The organism is Corynebacterium pygosceleis, assembly GCF_016595275.2.
Classification (GTDB): domain Bacteria; phylum Actinomycetota; class Actinomycetes; order Mycobacteriales; family Mycobacteriaceae; genus Corynebacterium; species Corynebacterium pygosceleis.
This window is the reverse complement of the sequence record NZ_JAENIQ020000004.1, coordinates 23,688-39,832: the sequence shown is the minus strand read 5'-3', so window position 1 is coordinate 39,832 and position 16,145 is coordinate 23,688. Positions and strand designations below refer to the sequence as shown.

Here is a 16,145-nt window from a genome sequence, read left to right as displayed (position 1 = left end):
GGACCTCCCATGACGCAATCCGGTTCCCTGCCCGTCGCGCAGGGGCCCACCGCCTCCGGCCCGCGTATCGCGGAACCGAAGACGAAGAAGGACAGCACCCACTGGCTCTACATCGCGGTCATCGTCGCCGTCGTCGCAGGCATCGCCTTCGGTCTGGTCGCCCCTGACGCCGCAGCCGGTTTCAAGGTCGTCGGCACGATGTTCGTGTCCCTGATCAAGATGATGATCTCCCCGGTGATCTTCTGCACCATCGTCCTCGGCATCGGTTCCGTCCGCGCGGCGGCCTCCGTCGGCAGGGCCGGTGGCATCGCGCTCACCTACTTCATCACGATGTCCACCTTCGCCCTCGGCATCGGTCTGGTCGTCGGAAACCTGATCCAGCCCGGTGACGGCCTGAACATCGAGGCCACCCGGGACGCCGGCCAGAGCTTCGCGTCCAAGGCCGAGCACGGCGGCGGCACCATCGGCTTCATCCAGTCGATCATCCCCGAGACGATCTTCTCCGCGCTGACCTCAGGCTCCGTCCTCCAGACCCTCTTCATCGCCCTCCTCGTCGGGTTCGCCCTCCAGTCCCTCGGACGCACCGGGGAGCCGATCCTCGCGGGCATCGCGCACCTGCAGAAGCTCGTTTTCAAGATGCTGACGATGATCCTGTGGCTCGCCCCGATCGGCGCGTTCGGTGCCATCGCCGGAGTCGTCGGCGCGACCGGCATCGACGCGGTCAAGCAGCTCGCGATCCTCATGATCGCCTTCTACATCACCTGCGTGATCTTCATCTTCGGTGTCCTCGGCGCCGTCCTCCGCGTCTTCGGCGGCTTCAACATCTTCAAGCTCGCGAAGTACCTGGCCCGCGAGTACCTGCTCATCGTCGCGACGTCGTCCTCCGAGTCCGCCCTGCCGAACCTCATGCGCAAGATGGAGCACATCGGTGTCGAGAAGCCCACCGTCGGCATCGTCGTCCCCACCGGTTACTCCTTCAACCTCGACGGCACCGCGATCTACCTCACCATGGCCTCGATCTTCATCTCCGACGCGATGAACAAGCCGCTCGCCATGGGCGAGCAGATCAGCCTGCTCGTCTTCATGATCATCGCGTCCAAGGGGGCAGCGGGCGTCTCCGGTGCGGGTATCGCCACCCTCGCCGCCGGCCTGCAGTCCCACCGCCCCGAGCTCCTCGACGGGGTCGGCATCATCGTCGGCATCGACCGGTTCATGTCCGAGGCCCGCGCCCTGACCAACTTCTCCGGCAACGCCGTGGCCACCCTGCTGGTCGGACGCTGGACCGGAACGATCGACAGTCAGCGCGTCCATGACGTGCTCGACGGGAAGATCCCCTACATCGAGTCCGAGGTGGACGACACCGTCGACCTGAAGAACCCGACCGTGGTCAACCCAGCCACGGAACGGCTCCAGCCCACCCCGCAGGTGGACCTGGACGCCTACCGGAACCACTAGACTCGGAGGACATGAGTTCCCTCCACGACATTCCCGTGACCACCCTCGACGGCCGTGACACCACCATGGCCGACTGGGCCGGTCACGTCCTGCTCATCGTCAACACCGCCAGCGAGTGCGGTCTGACCGGACAGTACGAGGGACTGCAGGACATCTACGACGAATTCCGCATGCGCGGCTTCTTCGTCATCGGTGTCCCCTGCAACCAGTTCGGCGCGCAGGAACCGGGCGACGCCGGGGAGATCGCAGGGTTCTGCTCCTCGACGTACGGGGTGTCCTTCCCGCTGCTCGCCAAGACGGACGTGAACGGGGAGAACGAGCACCCGCTGTACACCTTCCTCAAGAAGGAGACCGGTGGGGAGGACATCTCCTGGAACTTCGAGAAGTTCGTCGTCGATGAGGCGGGGGAGGTCCTCGGGCGCTTCGACCCCCGGACCGATCCGGAGGACGACGAGATCATCGAACTGATCGAGGCGAACCTCCCGATCTGATCCGTCGATGCGGGGCAGACGTGTGACGCCTCCTCCGGCGGGTCCGCCCACCCCCGTACAGTTACCCGGGACGAACGCCCGGGTGAATGTCCGGTGAAACATCGCCACCACCCGGGTGAAGCTCCCTGGGAAACGTTGGTGACCTGCAAAAAAGCGTGATTCTCGACCCCTCGGGATTGTTACCGTGCTGCGGTATCCCGGATGGACACGGTCCCCGGGACAAGCCACCCGACGGACCAGCCCAGGGGATCCGAGAATGCAGCACGCCACCCGACCTCAGTACAACCCGGACACCGCACGCGGTCTCGACCGCCGTGCCTTCCTCAGGGGCACGGCCTTCGCCGGTGCGGCCCTCGCGGGCGCCCGGCTCGCCGCGACCGGCGGAACCGCCCACGCGGACCCGGAATCCCCCGGGAATCCGGTCTTCCTGCATTCCGTCGCCTCCGGTGACCCCCTCCCGGACGCCGTCATCATCTGGACCCGTGTCACCCCCGTGCCCGAGGCGACACCCGGCTCCGGTCTCGGTGACACCACCGCCGTGCGGTGGGACGTCGCCCTCGACCCCGTGTTCACCCGCATCGTGCGCAGCGGGCGCGAGCACACCGGGACCGCCTTCGACCACACCGTCAAGGTCGACGTCACCGGACTGGAACCCGCCACGACATACTTCTACCGCTTCACCGTCCTCGACGGTCCCGCTGCGGGTGCGGTCTCCAGGACGGGACGAACCCGCACCGCCCCCGGGGCGTACACCCGGCCGCGCAACGTCCGTTTCGGTGTGACAAGCTGCGCCAACTACGAGGCCGGACACTTCCTCGGTTACCGCGACATGGCCGCGCGTGACGACATCGAGTTCGTCCTGCACCTGGGTGACTACACCTACGAGTACGAGAGCGGCGGGTACACCGGAACCTACGGCAGCGTCATACGGCCCGTGCAGCCACCGCACCGTACGGTGAGTCTCACGGACTACCGGATCCGTCAGGGCTGCTACCACCGCGATCCGCATCTCGCCGATCTGCACGCCGCGAAGCCGATGGTCTGCATCTGGGACGACCACGAATTCGCCGACAACACCTGGAGCGACGGAGCAACGGGGGACAACGCCTGGTCCGGTGCGGAGTTCGCCGCACTCAAGTCGGCCGCGACCCGCGCCTACTTCGAGTGGATGCCCGTCCGCACCCAGGGGTCCGCGGACCACCGGCACCTGTACCGCACCCTGCGGTGGGGTTCACTGATGGAGCTCATCATCCCCGACCTGCGCAGTTACCGGGACGTCCAGGTGGAGCAGAGCCTCTCGGGAATCACCGACCCGGACTTCCTCCGGGCGGTCGGCCGCGACGGTCGATCCATGCTCGGCCAGACCCAGTTCGACTGGCTCACCACCGCCGTCACCACATCGACCGCGCAGTGGCAGATGATCGGCAACGAGGTCATGTTCGCCCCCATGACCATCCCCGACACCCTCGACCCCACCATCCACGACTGGCTGGTCAACCAGCTCGGCATCCCCCCGAACGGACTGGCGGTGAACACCGACCAGTGGGACGGCTACATGGCTGAACGGCAGAAACTCATCGACGCCATCACCGCCGCCGGGCGCACCGACGTCGTGTTCCTCACCGGCGACATCCACACCTCCTGGGCCGCCGACATCCCCCGGGACGCCTTCACCTACCGCCGGATGCGCGGGGGAGACAGCGTCGCCGCGGAATTCATCGCGCCCTCGATCACCGGAGCGTCGGTGTTCGACACGGTCACGAAGAACCGGGAACTTGAGGCCGTGACCGGCCCCGCGATGGAACCGGCACAGCGGGCACTGCGCGACCTCTGCCCCTGGTTCAAGTGGATCGACCTGCGTTACCACGGGTATCTCTGCGTCGATGTCACACCCGAACGCACCCAGGCCGACTGGCACCACACCACCACCGTCCTCGACCCGCAGGCCGTGTCCTACTGGGCGCAGAGCTACGCCACCGCGGCGGGACGTCCCGGTGTGTATCCGGTGGGTGCACCGGTCGACGCCGCGTCGTCGGCGTTCGGGTGACGGGCGGGGAAGACGTCCGGTGCGCCCGGCACCACCGGAAGCACCCCCTCACAGCTGTGTGAACGCCCCGGTAGCCGGTAGTCTTGGTGCCGTTATCCCCGGCCCACGGCGCGTGGGCCGGAACCACCCCTGACACCAGTGAAATAGGGAGCTGACACACCGTGGCCCGTGTAGTTGTGAATGTGATGCCGAAGGCAGAGATCCTCGATCCCCAGGGACAGGCCGTGCACCGTGCCCTGGGCCGAATCGGAATCGACGGCGTCACGGACGTCCGACAGGGCAAGCGCTTCGAGCTCGAGGTGGACGACACCGTCACCGACGGGCAGCTGAACCACCTCGCGGAGACCCTGCTCGCGAACACCGTCATCGAGACGTTCACCATCGTCCGCGGGGAGGCGTGAGCCCGGTGGCTGCGAAAATCGGTGTCATCACCTTCCCCGGAACCCTCGACGACGTGGACGCCGCCCGCGCGGCCCGCATCGCCGGCGCCGAGGTCCACGAACTCTGGCACGCCGACGAGGACCTGAAGGGCGTCGACGCGGTCGTCGTCCCCGGCGGATTCTCCTACGGCGACTACCTGCGCAGCGGCGCCATCTCCGCGCTGGCGCCCGTCATGCGTGCGGTCGTCGACGCCGCGCACAAGGGCATGCCCGTCCTCGGTATCTGCAACGGCTTCCAGATCCTCACCGAGGCCCACCTCCTCCCCGGGGCGCTGACCCGCAACGAGGGCCTGCACTTCCACTGCGTGGACACCCACCTCGAGGTCGCCAACGCGGACACCGCCTGGACCAACACGCTGGCACAGGGCCAGAAGATCCTCATCCCCGCCAAACACGGCGAGGGCCGGTTCCAGGCCGACGCCGAGACCGTGAAGATGCTGGAGGACGAGGGGCGCGTGGTGTTCCGCTACACCGACAACTTCAACGGCTCCGTCAACGCCATCGCCGGCGTCAGCAGCGCCGACGGCCGTGTCGTCGGCCTGATGCCGCACCCGGAGCACGCCGTCGAGAAGCTCACCGGACCATCCACCGACGGCCTGGAACTGTTCCTGTCCGCCATCAGCCACATCGGTGCCTGACCGCGCCACCACGAGAAGGACACCGGAGAAAAACACCATGACTTTCAACGACACCGTCGACGCCGCCACCGCCGACCCGAACGCCGAACAGCCCTACGCCAGTCTCGGGCTCAAGGACGACGAGTACGCCCGGATCAAGGAGATCCTCGGCCGCCGCCCCACCGACGCCGAGCTCGCCATGTACTCCGTCATGTGGTCGGAACACTGCTCCTACAAATCCTCCAAGGTGCACCTCCGCTACTTCGGGGAGACCACCACCGACGAGATGAACTCCAAGATTCTCGCCGGCATCGGTGAGAACGCCGGCGTCGTCGACATCGGGAACGGCCACGCCGTCACCTTCCGCGTCGAATCCCACAACCACCCCTCCTACGTCGAGCCCCACCAGGGCGCGGCCACCGGCGTCGGCGGCATCGTGCGCGACATCATGGCCATGGGTGCCCGCCCCATCGCCGTCATGGACCAGCTGCGCTTCGGCCCCGCCGACGCCCCCGACACCGCCCGCGTCCTGCCCGGTGTCGTCGACGGCATCAGCTTCTACGGCAACTGCCTCGGCCTGCCGAACATCGGCGGCGAGACCGTCTTCGACGCCTCCTACGCCGGCAACCCCCTCGTCAACGCCCTGTGCGTGGGAACCCTGAAGACCGAGGACCTCAAACTCGCCTTCGCCTCCGGGCTGGGCAACAAGGTCATGCTCTTCGGCTCCCGCACCGGCCTCGACGGCATCGGCGGCGTCAGCGTGCTGGCCTCCGACACCTTCGAGGAGGGCGCCGAGCGCAAGCTCCCCGCCGTGCAGGTCGGCGACCCCTTCGCCGAGAAGGTCCTCATCGAGTGCTGCCTCGACCTCTACCGCGCCGGTGTCGTCGTCGGCATCCAGGACCTCGGCGGCGCGGGCCTGTCCTGCGCCACCAGTGAACTCGCCGCCGCCGGTGACGGCGGCATGCTCGTCAACCTCGACGCCGTGCCCCTGCGCGCCGAGAACATGACCGCAGCCGAGATCCTCGCCTCCGAGTCGCAGGAACGCATGTGCGCCGTCGTCGCACCCGAGAACGTCGAACGCTTCCTCGAGATCTGCGCCCACTGGGACGTCGCCTGCGCGGAGATCGGCGAGGTCACCGACAACGACCACCTCGTGATCACCCACCGCGGGGAGACCGTCGTCGACGCCCCCGCGCACACCATCGCCCACCAGGGCCCCGTCTACGAGCGCCCCTTCGCCCGCCCCGACTGGCAGGACGACCTCCAGCGGCCCGTCGAGGTGGACAGGCCCACCGACTCCGCCGCGATCCACGACGCCTGGATGCGGATGATCTCCTCCCCGGCGCTGTGCTCCCGCGCGTTCATCACCGAGCAGTACGACCGCTACGTCCGCGGCAACACGGTGCTCGCCCGCAACGCCGACTCCGGCGTGCTGCGCATCGACGAGAGTACCGGTCGCGGTGTCGCGGTCTCCGCGGACGCCTCCGGACGCTACACCAAGCTCGACCCGGAGACCGGTGCCCGCCTCGCGCTCGCCGAGGCGTACCGCAACGTCGCCGTCACCGGTGCCCGCCCCGTCGCCGTGACGAACTGCCTCAACTTCGGTTCCCCCGAGAACCCCGACGTCATGTGGCAGTTCCGCGAGGCCGTCCACGGCCTGGCCGACGGCTGCGTCGAACTCGGCATCCCGGTCTCCGGCGGCAACGTCAGCTTCTACAACCAGACCGGCACCGAGCCGATCCTCCCGACCCCCGTCGTCGGCGTCCTCGGCGTCATCGACGACGTGGAACGTCGCATCGGGCACGAGCTCGGCACCGTCGACGGCGGCGAGGTGCTCTACCTCCTCGGCGAGACCCGCGACGAGTTCGGCGGCTCCATCTGGCAGCAGGTCAACCACGACCAGCTCGCCGGCATGCCCCCGGCCGTGGATCTCGCCGACGAGGCCGCGCTATGCGCGCTCCTCTCCGCACAGACCGTCGACGGCGGCGAAACACCCGTCATCACCGCCGCGCACGACCTCTCCGAGGGCGGGCTCGCACAGGGGCTGGCCGAGCTCGCGATGACCGCCCGCCGGGACACCGGCATCGGCCTCGACATCGACCTCTCGGGCGTTCACGACAACCCCTTCGTGGCGCTGTTCTCCGAGTCCGCGTCCCGCGTCCTCGTCGCCTGCGCCCCGGAGGACGCCGAGGAACTCGAGCGCCGCGCCGGCGTCAGGGGTGTTCCGTTCACCAGGCTCGGCACCACCACCGAGCTCGGCGACGCCGCACTCATCCGCGTCAGCGGTGGAGTGGACCTCGAGGTCTCGGTCACCGAACTGCGCGAGGCATGGCAGGCGACCCTGCCCGGAATCTTCGGCCACGCCGTTGGAGCGAACTCCGTGGTGGAGTAGCCCCGGCATTCGATTTCAGGTGCGGGAGAGCGGGCCGGAACCACATCGGGTTCCGGCCCGCTCCGGCGTGTACGGGAACGACGTCTTCCGGCACGGTGAACATCCGCGTCCGTGACGCGGCGTTCCCGGCACGGGGCCCCGGAGCGGGAGCGACCGTGGGCGTGTCCGGATTACCTCATGCCATTCCTGCGGGCGGTGTCCGCCAGTCGTCCGGCGCACCGGAATACCGCGGCACCCACGGCACCCACACCCCCGTTCCATGGTCGAAGGAGGGCCGGGGAACAGGCCGACGGATGATCGGTCCGTCGCCGATACACTCACCCCATGAGTTTCCTCCGGCACCGTCTCGTCCGTGCGTTCGGTCTGTTCTGGTTCCTGCCCGCCGTCATGGTGCTGTTCTCGGTGGCGCTGGCCCAGGCGCTGATCGTCCTGGAGCGTCACCTCGGTGTCCCCGGGTCCCTGGCGTTCGTGTACGCGGGGGGTGAATCAGGTGCCCGGAGTCTGCTGTCGGCGATGACGGGAATGTCCATCGGCGTGGCGGGCACGCTGTTCTCCATCACCATCGCCGCTCTGTCGTCGGTGATCTCCACGATGGGGCCCAGGCTGCTGCACAGTTTCCTCGCGGACCGGGGCATCCAGGCGACCCTGGGAATCTTCCTCGCCACCTTCGCGTTCTCGCTGTTCAGCCTGCGGGCGGTGTCCGCGGGCACCGGAGACACGATCTTCATCCCGCACTACAACGTCAGCGCGGCGATGATCTACGCCGCGCTGTGCGTCGGGTTCCTCGTCTACTACATCAACCACATGGCCCAGTCCATCAACATGACCCGTGTGGTCAATCTCCTCACCGGGGATCTGTCCCGGGCACTCGAGAGGGGTACGGAGGCCGCCGAGGAACAGGGCGACGTCCCCCGTGCCGGGGACGGGTTCTTCGACGGCGCGGCGACGTCGGTGTTCACCGAACGGGGCGGTTACGTCCAGCAGGTCGACTATCCCCGCCTCGCCGACATCGCGGAGAAACACGATTGCGTCGTTCAGCTGCTCGTCCGTCCGGGAAACTATCTTCTCACCGGTTCGGAGATCGCCCGCGTCGTCCACGGGGGAGACGTGCCGGAGGGGATCACGGACTGCCTGCTTCTCGGTTCCAGCAGGGACGACTCACAGGACCTCGAGTTCTCGGTGAATCAGCTCCTGGAGGTCGGGGTCCGGGCGCTGAGCCCCGGCACGAATGATCCGTTCACCGCCATGGGCGTGATAGACCGCTTCGCGGAGTCGCTCGCCCGTCTGGAGAACCGTGAACTGCCCCGTGGGGTGATCTCCCGGAACGGGACCCTCCGCGTGGAGTTCGACGTGACCACCTTCGAAGGTCTCGTGGACACGATGTTCCACCAGTTGCGGCAGAATGCCACGGGATGCACGGCCGTGTACATCCGGCTGCTGGAGCGGCTGGGGGATGTCGCGGGCATCGTCACCGCGCGGAAACGTCTGGACCATCTGAGACGGCACGTCGATCTGGTGTGGGACGACGCCCGGCGGACCGTGACGAACGCCGGGGACCTGGAGGACATCCGGCTGCGGTACCGCAGGGCCCGGAAGGCCTGTGCGCGGCGGGCACGTGGGGCGGATGTCGTCGGGGACTAGCCGGTGGTGGTGCCGTCGTCCTCCGTGAGTGCCGCGTCCCTCAGGTCCCGCAGCTGTTCCCGCCGGTGGACGACGTACCAGATCAGGAAACCGATGCCCGGAAGCAGCGTGACCAGAGAAAAGACCAGGATCAACCGGAGCGGGTCTGAGTCGCGGCGGAGTTCCATCCTGAGCGCGGTCACGGGCATGGCGATGAACAGCAGCATCAGGACGAGGCCGGACAATCCGAGACCTCCGGCATCACGCAGCAGGCTCATCGCGTGGATCGACTGGTTCATCGGCCCCGTTCCTCGTCGGTGTGTCTCTTCTTTCCTGTCGCGGTGACTATAACCCACCGCCGGTGTCCCGGGATGTGGCCACCGGCGGTGAAACCGGTTGTTCATTCCGCCCTCACCGGACATTTACACGGGAGTGGAAGGATGGGCCGCATGAACCGGCCGATGCTCTCCCTGTCACTCTCATCCCTCCGGTCGGAGAACCTCGGTGACGCCCGCGCGCTGATCTCCGGGCTGGCCCGCCACGGTGTCCGTCCCGCACTACGGGTCGCGCCGCACTGCTCCCGGGACTGGGCTCTGCGCAGACACCCCGACGTGCTCGGGTTCATCCGGGAACAGCGGGACGCCGGTGCCGAGATCGTTCTCGCGGGGCTCGACCAGTCCGTCCGGGGGCGACGGTCCGAGTTCGCCGAGCTCCCCGCGCACGAGGCCAGGCTCCGGTTGACCGCCGCGTGCCGGCAGATGGCGGCGATGGACCTGACGACGGACATCTTCTCCCCGCCGAAATGGATCCTGTCCGACGGGACGCGCGAAGTCCTGCCGGAATTCGGGTTCACCGTCCTCTCCGATCTCAACGGCGTGCAGGACCTGCGGACCGGAGCGGTCTGCGCCGTCCCGGTCCTCGCGTTCGGCGAGGGGTTCGGTGCCGCCCGGTGGTGGCGACGCAGCGTCCGCAGGGTCAGTGCACGTCAGATAGCCACGGGACACAGTGTCCGGCTTTCCACCGCGGCCTGTCGGCTGGCGGAACCCGCGGTCCTGGACAGTCTGCTGTCGGTCGTGCACGCCGCCCTGGACGCCGGATACGCTCCGGCTGACTCGATCGGGGACCTGCTCGTCGACGCCCCGGTGCTGTGAGGACCGGGGAAGCACGTCTGGCACACCACCGGCGGATCAGCGTAGCGTTGTCACCGGATCGGTGCTCGTCGGGTGGACGGAGTCCATCCGGGTATCCGGGGGCCGTTCCGTGGACACGATGACGAGACCGGAAAAATGAGGAGCACTCACATGCACGGGGGCGGACGCCGTTCCACACTGCACGCGGAGAACAGCACCACGGAAGAAGAGATCATCGAGGTGAACGCCGCCTCCGTCCGTGCCGACGGGATGATCTCACGCACCGTCTGGCGCACCGACCGTGGGCCCCGGCCGGGGAGTCGTGGCTGGATCCACTTCTTCGCGGCGATCCTCGCCGTGTTCTCCGGCTCCGTGCTGGCCACCTACTCCTGGATCCGCCTGCCCTGGTGGCAGGCGCTCGGTGTGATGGTGTACGCCGTCGGTGTCATCATTCTCTTCGGTGTGTCCGCCGCCTATCATCTGGGCCCCTGGAAGCGGGCGTCCACCGTCCTCTGGTGGCGGCGTGCGGACCACTCCACCATCGCGGTGTTCATCGCCGCGACCTACACGCCGTTCTGCCTGATCGCCCTCCCGCCGGAAACCGCGAGGTGGATTCTCGCGGTCGCGTGGGGCGGTGCCGCCGTGTCCGTCATCATGAACCTCGCCTGGATCCACCATCCACGCTGGCTGGGGGTCCTCGTCTATCTCGCTCTCGGCTGGCTGATAGTCCCGCTCGTACCCCAGCTCTGGACCTCGGCCGGTGCAGCGGTCGTGTGGCTGCTGTTCGCGGGCGGCATCGTCTACACCGTCGGCGCCCTGATCTACGCCTTCCAGTGGCCGGGACGGGAGGCCCGGTGGATGGGGTACCACGAGTGGTTCCACCTGGCGACGGTCGTCGCGGCCGTCACGCACCTCGTCGCCGTGTGGATCGTCGTCACCCAGGCCACTGCGTCGTTCTAGCCCCCGTCGGACCTCGTCAGCGTTTGACCAGCGGCAGCGGACGGTACCGTGCGCGCAGTTCGCGGAGCTTCGCGGCGTGATCGGCCAACCGGAGGTCCTCCACCGTGCGCGGCGTGAACTGCCGTGCGGGCAACGGATTGCCGTCGATGTCCACACCGATGTACGTCACGGTCGCGTGGATGGCCGTCTCCAGGCTCCCCCGGCCCCCTCGCGGTGATCCCGCACGCAGGTGCACGGACGTCTGCATGGAACGGGCGTCGGTGCGCATCAGTCGGGTGTCCACCTCGATGAGGTCACCGATGTTGATCGGCCGGTAGAACCGGATGCCACCCGCGTACACCGCGACGGTGGACTCACCCGACCACTCCATCGTGCAGGCCGTCGCGGACTCGTTGATCCACTCCATCGCCGTACCACCGTGCACCTTCCCACCCCAGTTCACGTCCGTCGGCTTCGCCAGGAACCGGGTGACCAGGCGGGGTGCCTCACTCGGACCGTCGTAGGTCTGCTTCGCCATCTCCTCCTCGATGGCCTTGCGCAGTTCGATCCGCGACAACGCGGCCGCGTGAACCTGCTTCTCGTGCTCCGTGGAGGGCACGAACTCCGGCACCTTCTGGGATTTCCCGGTCGACACGTCACGGGCCACGAAGATGACCAGGCAGTCACACGCCCTGGTGTAGACCCCCTCGCGGGGGTCCGCGGAGTACACCTCGTTGATGATGTGCATCGAACTCCGCCCCGTCATCGCGATCCGGGACCGCACCTCGACCATGTGGCCGGAGGGGATCGGCCGTGAGAAGTGGATGTGTCCGACGTACGCGGTCACGCAGTAGGTCCGGGACCACCCGGTGGCGCACGCGTACGCCGCCTTGTCGATCCACTCGAGGACCCGCCCACCGTCCACGCCGTGCGCACCGGCGGTGATGATGTCCGTGGGGCTCGCCAGGAAACGGAGCGTGACTGCGGGGGAGGGGTGCGGCATCGGTTGTTCTCGTCCTCGGTTCGGGTGGCATGTACGACACCTGCACTCTAATCACCCCGACGGCTCCGGTGGGAATGTCGCACCACCGCCCGGGTCCCGGGCGCCGGCCCGCGGACACCCCGGAGAGCACCCCCGGGGCGCTAGAGTCGGGAGACATGAGCAAGACACCCGAACCTGCGGCGGTCCACGCCGCCGTCACCGCAGTGGCGGACTGGATCCGCAGCGGAAATCCCGTGGAGGACGGCATCACCCAACCGTCGCGCGGTGCCCTCGCCGACGCCGTGCGGCTCACCGCGCGGGCGTTGGCCGCGGACGCGCCGGGCAGGAGCGTGGAGGTGCGGGTCCCGCCGTTCGTCGCGGTCCAGTGCATCGAGGGGCCCCGGCACACGCGGGGTACCCCGCCGAATGTGGTGGAGTGTGACGCGCACACCTGGCTCCGGCTCGCCTGCGGACTGGTCACCCTCGATGAGCTGCGTGCGTGTCCGGGTGTGGAGGTGTCCGGGACGCGGGCCCGTGAGGTGGAACGGTGGTTGCCTGTGCTCCACCTGTCCCGACCGGGGGAATGACCAGCTGGGCGACCGCCCCCGATTGTTGGGGGATGCACGTCGCGGCGGCTACCATGATGCGATGTGGCAGCCAGTGAAAAGCCGGAGATGACAGACGAGCGGCCCAACGCCAACCGCCGGGTCGACCTCGATGACCACGGGGAGAACCCGCCCCGCGAGGAGTGCGGCGTGTTCGGGGTGTGGGCACCCGGTGAGGACGTCGCGAAACTCACCTACTACGGTCTCTACGCCCTTCAGCACCGTGGCCAGGAGGCGGCGGGCATCGCCGTCGGCGACGGTGACCAGATCGTGGTGTTCAAGGATCTCGGGCTCGTGTCCCAGGTGTTCGACGAGCAGTCCCTCGAGGCACTCAAGGGGGACCTGGCGATCGGTCACACCCGTTACTCCACCGCCGGTGGGGCCTGCTGGGAGAATGCGCAGCCCATGTTCCGCATGGCGCCCGATGACACGGACGTCGCTCTCGGTCACAACGGCAACATCGTCAACTACCTCCAGCTCCTCGACGAGGCGGCGGAGAAGAAGCTCGTCAATCCCGAGACCGCACCGAGTGATTCCGACGTGATGACGGCGCTGCTCGCGGACCGTATCGGCCACGGGCGCACCATGCTCGACTCCGCGCGTGAACTCCTTCCGCGCATCGAGGGGGCCTTCTGTCTGGTGTTCACCGACGGCAACACCCTCTACGCCGCGCGTGACCGTAACGGTGTCCGTCCCCTGTCGCTCGGGCGTCTGGACAACGGCTGGGTCGTGGCGAGCGAGACCGCCGCCCTCGACATCGTCGGCGCGTCGTTCGTCCGGGACATAGAACCGGGGGAGATGGTCACCATCGACGCCTCCGGTGTCCGTACGGAGCGATTCGCGCCGGTGGAACACAAGGGCTGCGTCTTCGAGTACGTCTACCTCGCGCGGCCCGACTCCACGATCCGGGGGCGCAACGTCAACGCCACCCGTGTCGAGATCGGTCGACTGCTGGCCGCCGACCATCCGGCCGAGGGGGCGGACATCGTGATGCCGGTCCCCGAATCCGGTACGCCGGCGGCCGTCGGTTACGCGGAGGCCTCCGGCATTCCCTTCGCCCAGGGGTTGATGAAGAACGCCTATGTCGGGCGGACCTTCATCCAGCCGTCCCAGACGATCCGTCAGCTCGGTATCCGGCTGAAGCTCAATCCACTGCGGGAGGTCATCGCGGGGCGTTCCCTCGTCGTCGTCGATGACTCCATCGTGCGCGGCAACACCCAGCGCGCGTTGATCCGGATGCTCCGGGAGGCGGGCGCCCGGGAGGTCCACGTCCGGATCGCCTCCCCTCCCGTCAAGTGGCCCTGCTTCTACGGAATCGACTTCGCCAGTCCGGGGGAACTCCTCGCGAACTGCGTGGAGGGGGACGACGAGGCGCAGATGATCGATTCCGTGCGGACGGCCATCGGCGCGGATTCCCTCGGCTACGTCTCCGTCGAACGCATGGTGGAGGCTTCGCGCCAGGACTACACGCAGCTCTGCTGCGCCTGTTTCGACGGTCATTATCCGCTCGGTATGCCCGAGGGGAACCCCAACGCGGATCTCGTCCGGAAGTTGCAGAACCCCGCAGGGGAACCCGCCCTGAACTGAGCCGCGTGCACCCGTCCGGGGTCGAGTGCTCTACGATCGGCTCCGGAACGGAAAAAACGTACGTCGCCGGACCGTGGACAGTTCCGGCGGTGACCTCCGGCCAGCCCCGGCGACGCCCAGCAATCCCAGTAAGCCCCATTGAGTCCAGGAGAAGACGAAGCACCATGAGCCCACATGACGAGCAAGGCACCTCCTATGCCGCAGCCGGTGTCGACATCGCCGCCGGCGATCGGGCGGTGGAGCTCATCGCCCCGCTGGCCCGTCGTGCCACCCGGCCCGAGGTACGCGGCGGAATCGGCGGATTCGCCGGACTGTTCGCACTCGGTAAATACGAGAACCCCCTCCTCGCGGCCGGATCCGACGGTGTCGGGACGAAACTGGCCGTCGCGCAGGCCATGGACGTCCACGACACCATCGGCATCGACCTCGTCGCCATGTGCGTCGACGATCTCGTGGTCTGCGGCGCCGAGCCCCTGTTCCTCCAGGACTACATCGCCATCGGCAAGGTCGTCCCCGAGCATGTCGCCCAGATCGTGTCGGGTATCGCGGAGGGGTGCGTCCAGGCCGGCTGCGCCCTGCTCGGGGGTGAGACCGCGGAACATCCCGGTGTGATGGAACCCGGGCACTACGACGTCTCCGCGACCGCCGTCGGTGTCGTCGAGGCCGATCGCGTCCTCGGCCCGGAGCGGGTCCGTACGGGTGACGTCGTCATCGCCATGGCGTCCTCCGGACTGCACTCCAACGGCTACTCCCTGGCGCGCCACGTCCTGCTGGAGAAGGCCGCACTCCCGCTCGACGGACACATCGAGGAACTGGGCCGTACCCTCGGGGAGGAGCTGCTGGAGCCCACCCGCATCTACGCCCGCGACTGTCTCGCCCTCGCGGCCGAATGCGACGTGCACACCTTCTGCCACGTCACGGGTGGCGGGCTGGCGGGCAACCTCGCCAGGGTCATACCCGAGGGGCTCACCGCGGAGCTGTCCCGGGGAACGTGGGCACCGCCGCAGATCTTCCGTACCATCGCGGATCTCGGCAAGGTCCCGCAGGAAGAGATGGAGAAGACCTTCAACATGGGTGTCGGCATGGTTGCCGTCGTGGCACCCCAGGACCGGGACCGGGCACTCGCCATGCTCACCGCGCGGCACATCGACTGCTGGGAACTCGGAACCGTCCGCTCCCGTACGGAGAACGACACCGAAGCGGTCGTCCTCAGGGGCAGCTACCAGTAGTAGGCCCCAACACGGAAACGGGCGCCCGCTCTTCTCCCCGGACGCAGGGGAGTCGCGGTGCGCCCGTTTCCGTGTTCACCAGGGAGAAGGCCCGGACACGGTCACACAGCCGAAAAGGGCGCGGACCGCCGAAAACCGCCCTCCACGTCACCTGCCGGTGTCTCTGGAGGGCGGAGTCGATTCAGATTCGCCCGGTGGGGAAAGAAAAGAGGGGGACCACCGGGGGTGGTGGTCCCGCATCATTCACTCAGCGCCATCGTGAGGCGCTGTCATCGTCAGCGCCGTCATCCTCGGACCAGTCCGACCACTGGTCGTACGGGTCTTCGGTTCGGTCCTCCTCGGAGTGGTGGCTCCCCTCATCCCTTCCGGACAGTTCACGCTGGAGCGAGTCCAGGTCCATGTCCGGGATGTTGTACTTCAGTTGACGAGCAACCTTGGCTTGTTTTGCCTTGGCACGGCCGCGACCCATGGTCTGACCCCCTTGGAGTGATCGGGGCGCACGCTCATGCGTCGCCCCAGGGCGTGTTTCTAGTTCAGTGTATTCCTGTTAGACAGGATAGCCGGAACCGGGTGATTTTTCCGCTTTTGCCCCGTGACCTCGGATTCTCCCC

General features: G+C 67.8%; 15 protein-coding genes. 12 read left to right on the top strand and 3 right to left on the bottom strand.

Features of this window, described 5'->3' with window-relative positions; all coding sequences use genetic code 11:
- Positions 1-9: 9 nt before the first annotated feature.
- The 7 genes from JIM94_RS08865 (at position 10) to JIM94_RS08835 (ending at position 9,083) form a co-directional block, all read left to right on the top strand.
- A complete protein-coding gene (locus JIM94_RS08865) occupies positions 10-1,455 on the top strand; it encodes a cation:dicarboxylate symporter family transporter (RefSeq protein WP_200253413.1) in 1,446 nt (481 codons plus the stop codon).
- An 11-nt stretch (positions 1,456-1,466) separates the two neighbouring features.
- Positions 1,467-1,946, top strand: a complete 480-nt coding sequence (locus tag JIM94_RS08860; RefSeq protein ID WP_200253411.1) for a glutathione peroxidase — start codon at positions 1,467-1,469, stop codon at positions 1,944-1,946.
- Between the two features lie 256 nt (positions 1,947-2,202).
- Entirely contained in the window at positions 2,203-3,993 is a 1,791-nt protein-coding gene (locus JIM94_RS08855; RefSeq protein WP_200253409.1) for an alkaline phosphatase D family protein, read from the top strand.
- 161 nt (positions 3,994-4,154) lie between these two features.
- The gene (purS, locus tag JIM94_RS08850; RefSeq protein WP_200253407.1) at positions 4,155-4,394 is read left to right on the top strand and encodes a phosphoribosylformylglycinamidine synthase subunit PurS; all 240 of its coding nucleotides are present in this window, start codon (positions 4,155-4,157) and stop codon (positions 4,392-4,394) included.
- 5 nt (positions 4,395-4,399) lie between these two features.
- Complete coding sequence (gene purQ, locus JIM94_RS08845; protein WP_200253405.1) at positions 4,400-5,071, top strand: phosphoribosylformylglycinamidine synthase subunit PurQ; 672 nt, start codon at positions 4,400-4,402, stop codon at positions 5,069-5,071.
- A 37-nt stretch (positions 5,072-5,108) separates the two neighbouring features.
- Positions 5,109-7,442: a phosphoribosylformylglycinamidine synthase subunit PurL gene (purL, locus tag JIM94_RS08840; RefSeq protein WP_200253403.1), complete on the top strand. Its 2,334-nt coding sequence runs from the start codon at positions 5,109-5,111 to the stop codon at positions 7,440-7,442.
- 324 nt (positions 7,443-7,766) lie between these two features.
- A complete protein-coding gene (locus JIM94_RS08835) occupies positions 7,767-9,083 on the top strand; it encodes a DUF2254 domain-containing protein (protein WP_200253401.1) in 1,317 nt (438 codons plus the stop codon).
- Here the strand turns inward: JIM94_RS08835 and JIM94_RS08830 are convergent.
- Positions 9,080-9,361 carry a hypothetical protein gene (locus JIM94_RS08830; protein WP_200253399.1) on the bottom strand — a complete coding sequence of 94 codons (282 nt, stop codon included), beginning with the start codon at positions 9,359-9,361 and terminating at the stop codon, positions 9,080-9,082. The two genes, JIM94_RS08835 and JIM94_RS08830, sit on opposite strands and share 4 nt — an antisense overlap.
- Before the next feature lie 150 nt (positions 9,362-9,511).
- Here JIM94_RS08830 and JIM94_RS08825 point away from each other — a divergent pair, with 150 nt between their 5' ends.
- Both JIM94_RS08825 and trhA read left to right on the top strand, forming a co-directional pair.
- The gene (locus tag JIM94_RS08825) at positions 9,512-10,213 is read left to right on the top strand and encodes a DUF2334 domain-containing protein (RefSeq protein ID WP_200253396.1); all 702 of its coding nucleotides are present in this window, start codon (positions 9,512-9,514) and stop codon (positions 10,211-10,213) included.
- 249 nt (positions 10,214-10,462) lie between these two features.
- Positions 10,463-11,152: a PAQR family membrane homeostasis protein TrhA gene (gene trhA, locus JIM94_RS08820; RefSeq protein ID WP_234039634.1), complete on the top strand. Its 690-nt coding sequence runs from the start codon at positions 10,463-10,465 to the stop codon at positions 11,150-11,152.
- A gap of 16 nt (positions 11,153-11,168) precedes the next feature.
- Here trhA and JIM94_RS08815 read toward each other — a convergent pair whose 3' ends face one another.
- A complete protein-coding gene (locus JIM94_RS08815) occupies positions 11,169-12,134 on the bottom strand; it encodes an acyl-CoA thioesterase (protein WP_200253392.1) in 966 nt (321 codons plus the stop codon).
- Between the two features lie 155 nt (positions 12,135-12,289).
- Between JIM94_RS08815 and JIM94_RS08810 the strand changes: the two genes are divergently transcribed.
- The 3 genes from JIM94_RS08810 (at position 12,290) to purM (ending at position 15,534) form a co-directional block, all read left to right on the top strand.
- Positions 12,290-12,700 carry a sterol carrier family protein gene (locus tag JIM94_RS08810; RefSeq protein ID WP_200253390.1) on the top strand — a complete coding sequence of 137 codons (411 nt, stop codon included), beginning with the start codon at positions 12,290-12,292 and terminating at the stop codon, positions 12,698-12,700.
- Between the two features lie 87 nt (positions 12,701-12,787).
- A complete protein-coding gene (gene purF, locus JIM94_RS08805; protein ID WP_200253666.1) occupies positions 12,788-14,305 on the top strand; it encodes an amidophosphoribosyltransferase in 1,518 nt (505 codons plus the stop codon).
- Positions 14,306-14,469: 164 nt separating this feature from the next.
- Positions 14,470-15,534: a phosphoribosylformylglycinamidine cyclo-ligase gene (purM, locus tag JIM94_RS08800; RefSeq protein WP_200253388.1), complete on the top strand. Its 1,065-nt coding sequence runs from the start codon at positions 14,470-14,472 to the stop codon at positions 15,532-15,534.
- A gap of 247 nt (positions 15,535-15,781) precedes the next feature.
- On the opposite strand, the gene JIM94_RS08795 is transcribed toward purM, so the two are convergent.
- On the bottom strand, positions 15,782-16,003 hold the full coding sequence (locus tag JIM94_RS08795) for a DUF3073 domain-containing protein (protein ID WP_200253385.1): 222 nt from the start codon (positions 16,001-16,003) through the stop codon (positions 15,782-15,784).
- Positions 16,004-16,145 lie beyond the last annotated feature (142 nt).

Coding starts and splice junctions, on each gene's coding strand:
- JIM94_RS08865 (WP_200253413.1), top strand. CDS start 10: ATGACGCAATCCGGTTCCCTGCCCGTCGCGCAGGGGCCCACCGCCTCC.
- JIM94_RS08860 (WP_200253411.1), top strand. CDS start 1,467: ATGAGTTCCCTCCACGACATTCCCGTGACCACCCTCGACGGCCGTGAC.
- JIM94_RS08855 (WP_200253409.1), top strand. CDS start 2,203: ATGCAGCACGCCACCCGACCTCAGTACAACCCGGACACCGCACGCGGT.
- purL (WP_200253403.1), top strand. CDS start 5,109: ATGACTTTCAACGACACCGTCGACGCCGCCACCGCCGACCCGAACGCC.
- JIM94_RS08835 (WP_200253401.1), top strand. CDS start 7,767: ATGAGTTTCCTCCGGCACCGTCTCGTCCGTGCGTTCGGTCTGTTCTGG.
- JIM94_RS08830 (WP_200253399.1), bottom strand. CDS start 9,361: ATGAACCAGTCGATCCACGCGATGAGCCTGCTGCGTGATGCCGGAGGT.
- JIM94_RS08825 (WP_200253396.1), top strand. CDS start 9,512: ATGAACCGGCCGATGCTCTCCCTGTCACTCTCATCCCTCCGGTCGGAG.
- trhA (WP_234039634.1), top strand. CDS start 10,463: ATGATCTCACGCACCGTCTGGCGCACCGACCGTGGGCCCCGGCCGGGG.
- JIM94_RS08815 (WP_200253392.1), bottom strand. CDS start 12,134: ATGCCGCACCCCTCCCCCGCAGTCACGCTCCGTTTCCTGGCGAGCCCC.
- JIM94_RS08810 (WP_200253390.1), top strand. CDS start 12,290: ATGAGCAAGACACCCGAACCTGCGGCGGTCCACGCCGCCGTCACCGCA.
- purF (WP_200253666.1), top strand. CDS start 12,788: ATGACAGACGAGCGGCCCAACGCCAACCGCCGGGTCGACCTCGATGAC.
- purM (WP_200253388.1), top strand. CDS start 14,470: ATGAGCCCACATGACGAGCAAGGCACCTCCTATGCCGCAGCCGGTGTC.
- JIM94_RS08795 (WP_200253385.1), bottom strand. CDS start 16,003: ATGGGTCGCGGCCGTGCCAAGGCAAAACAAGCCAAGGTTGCTCGTCAA.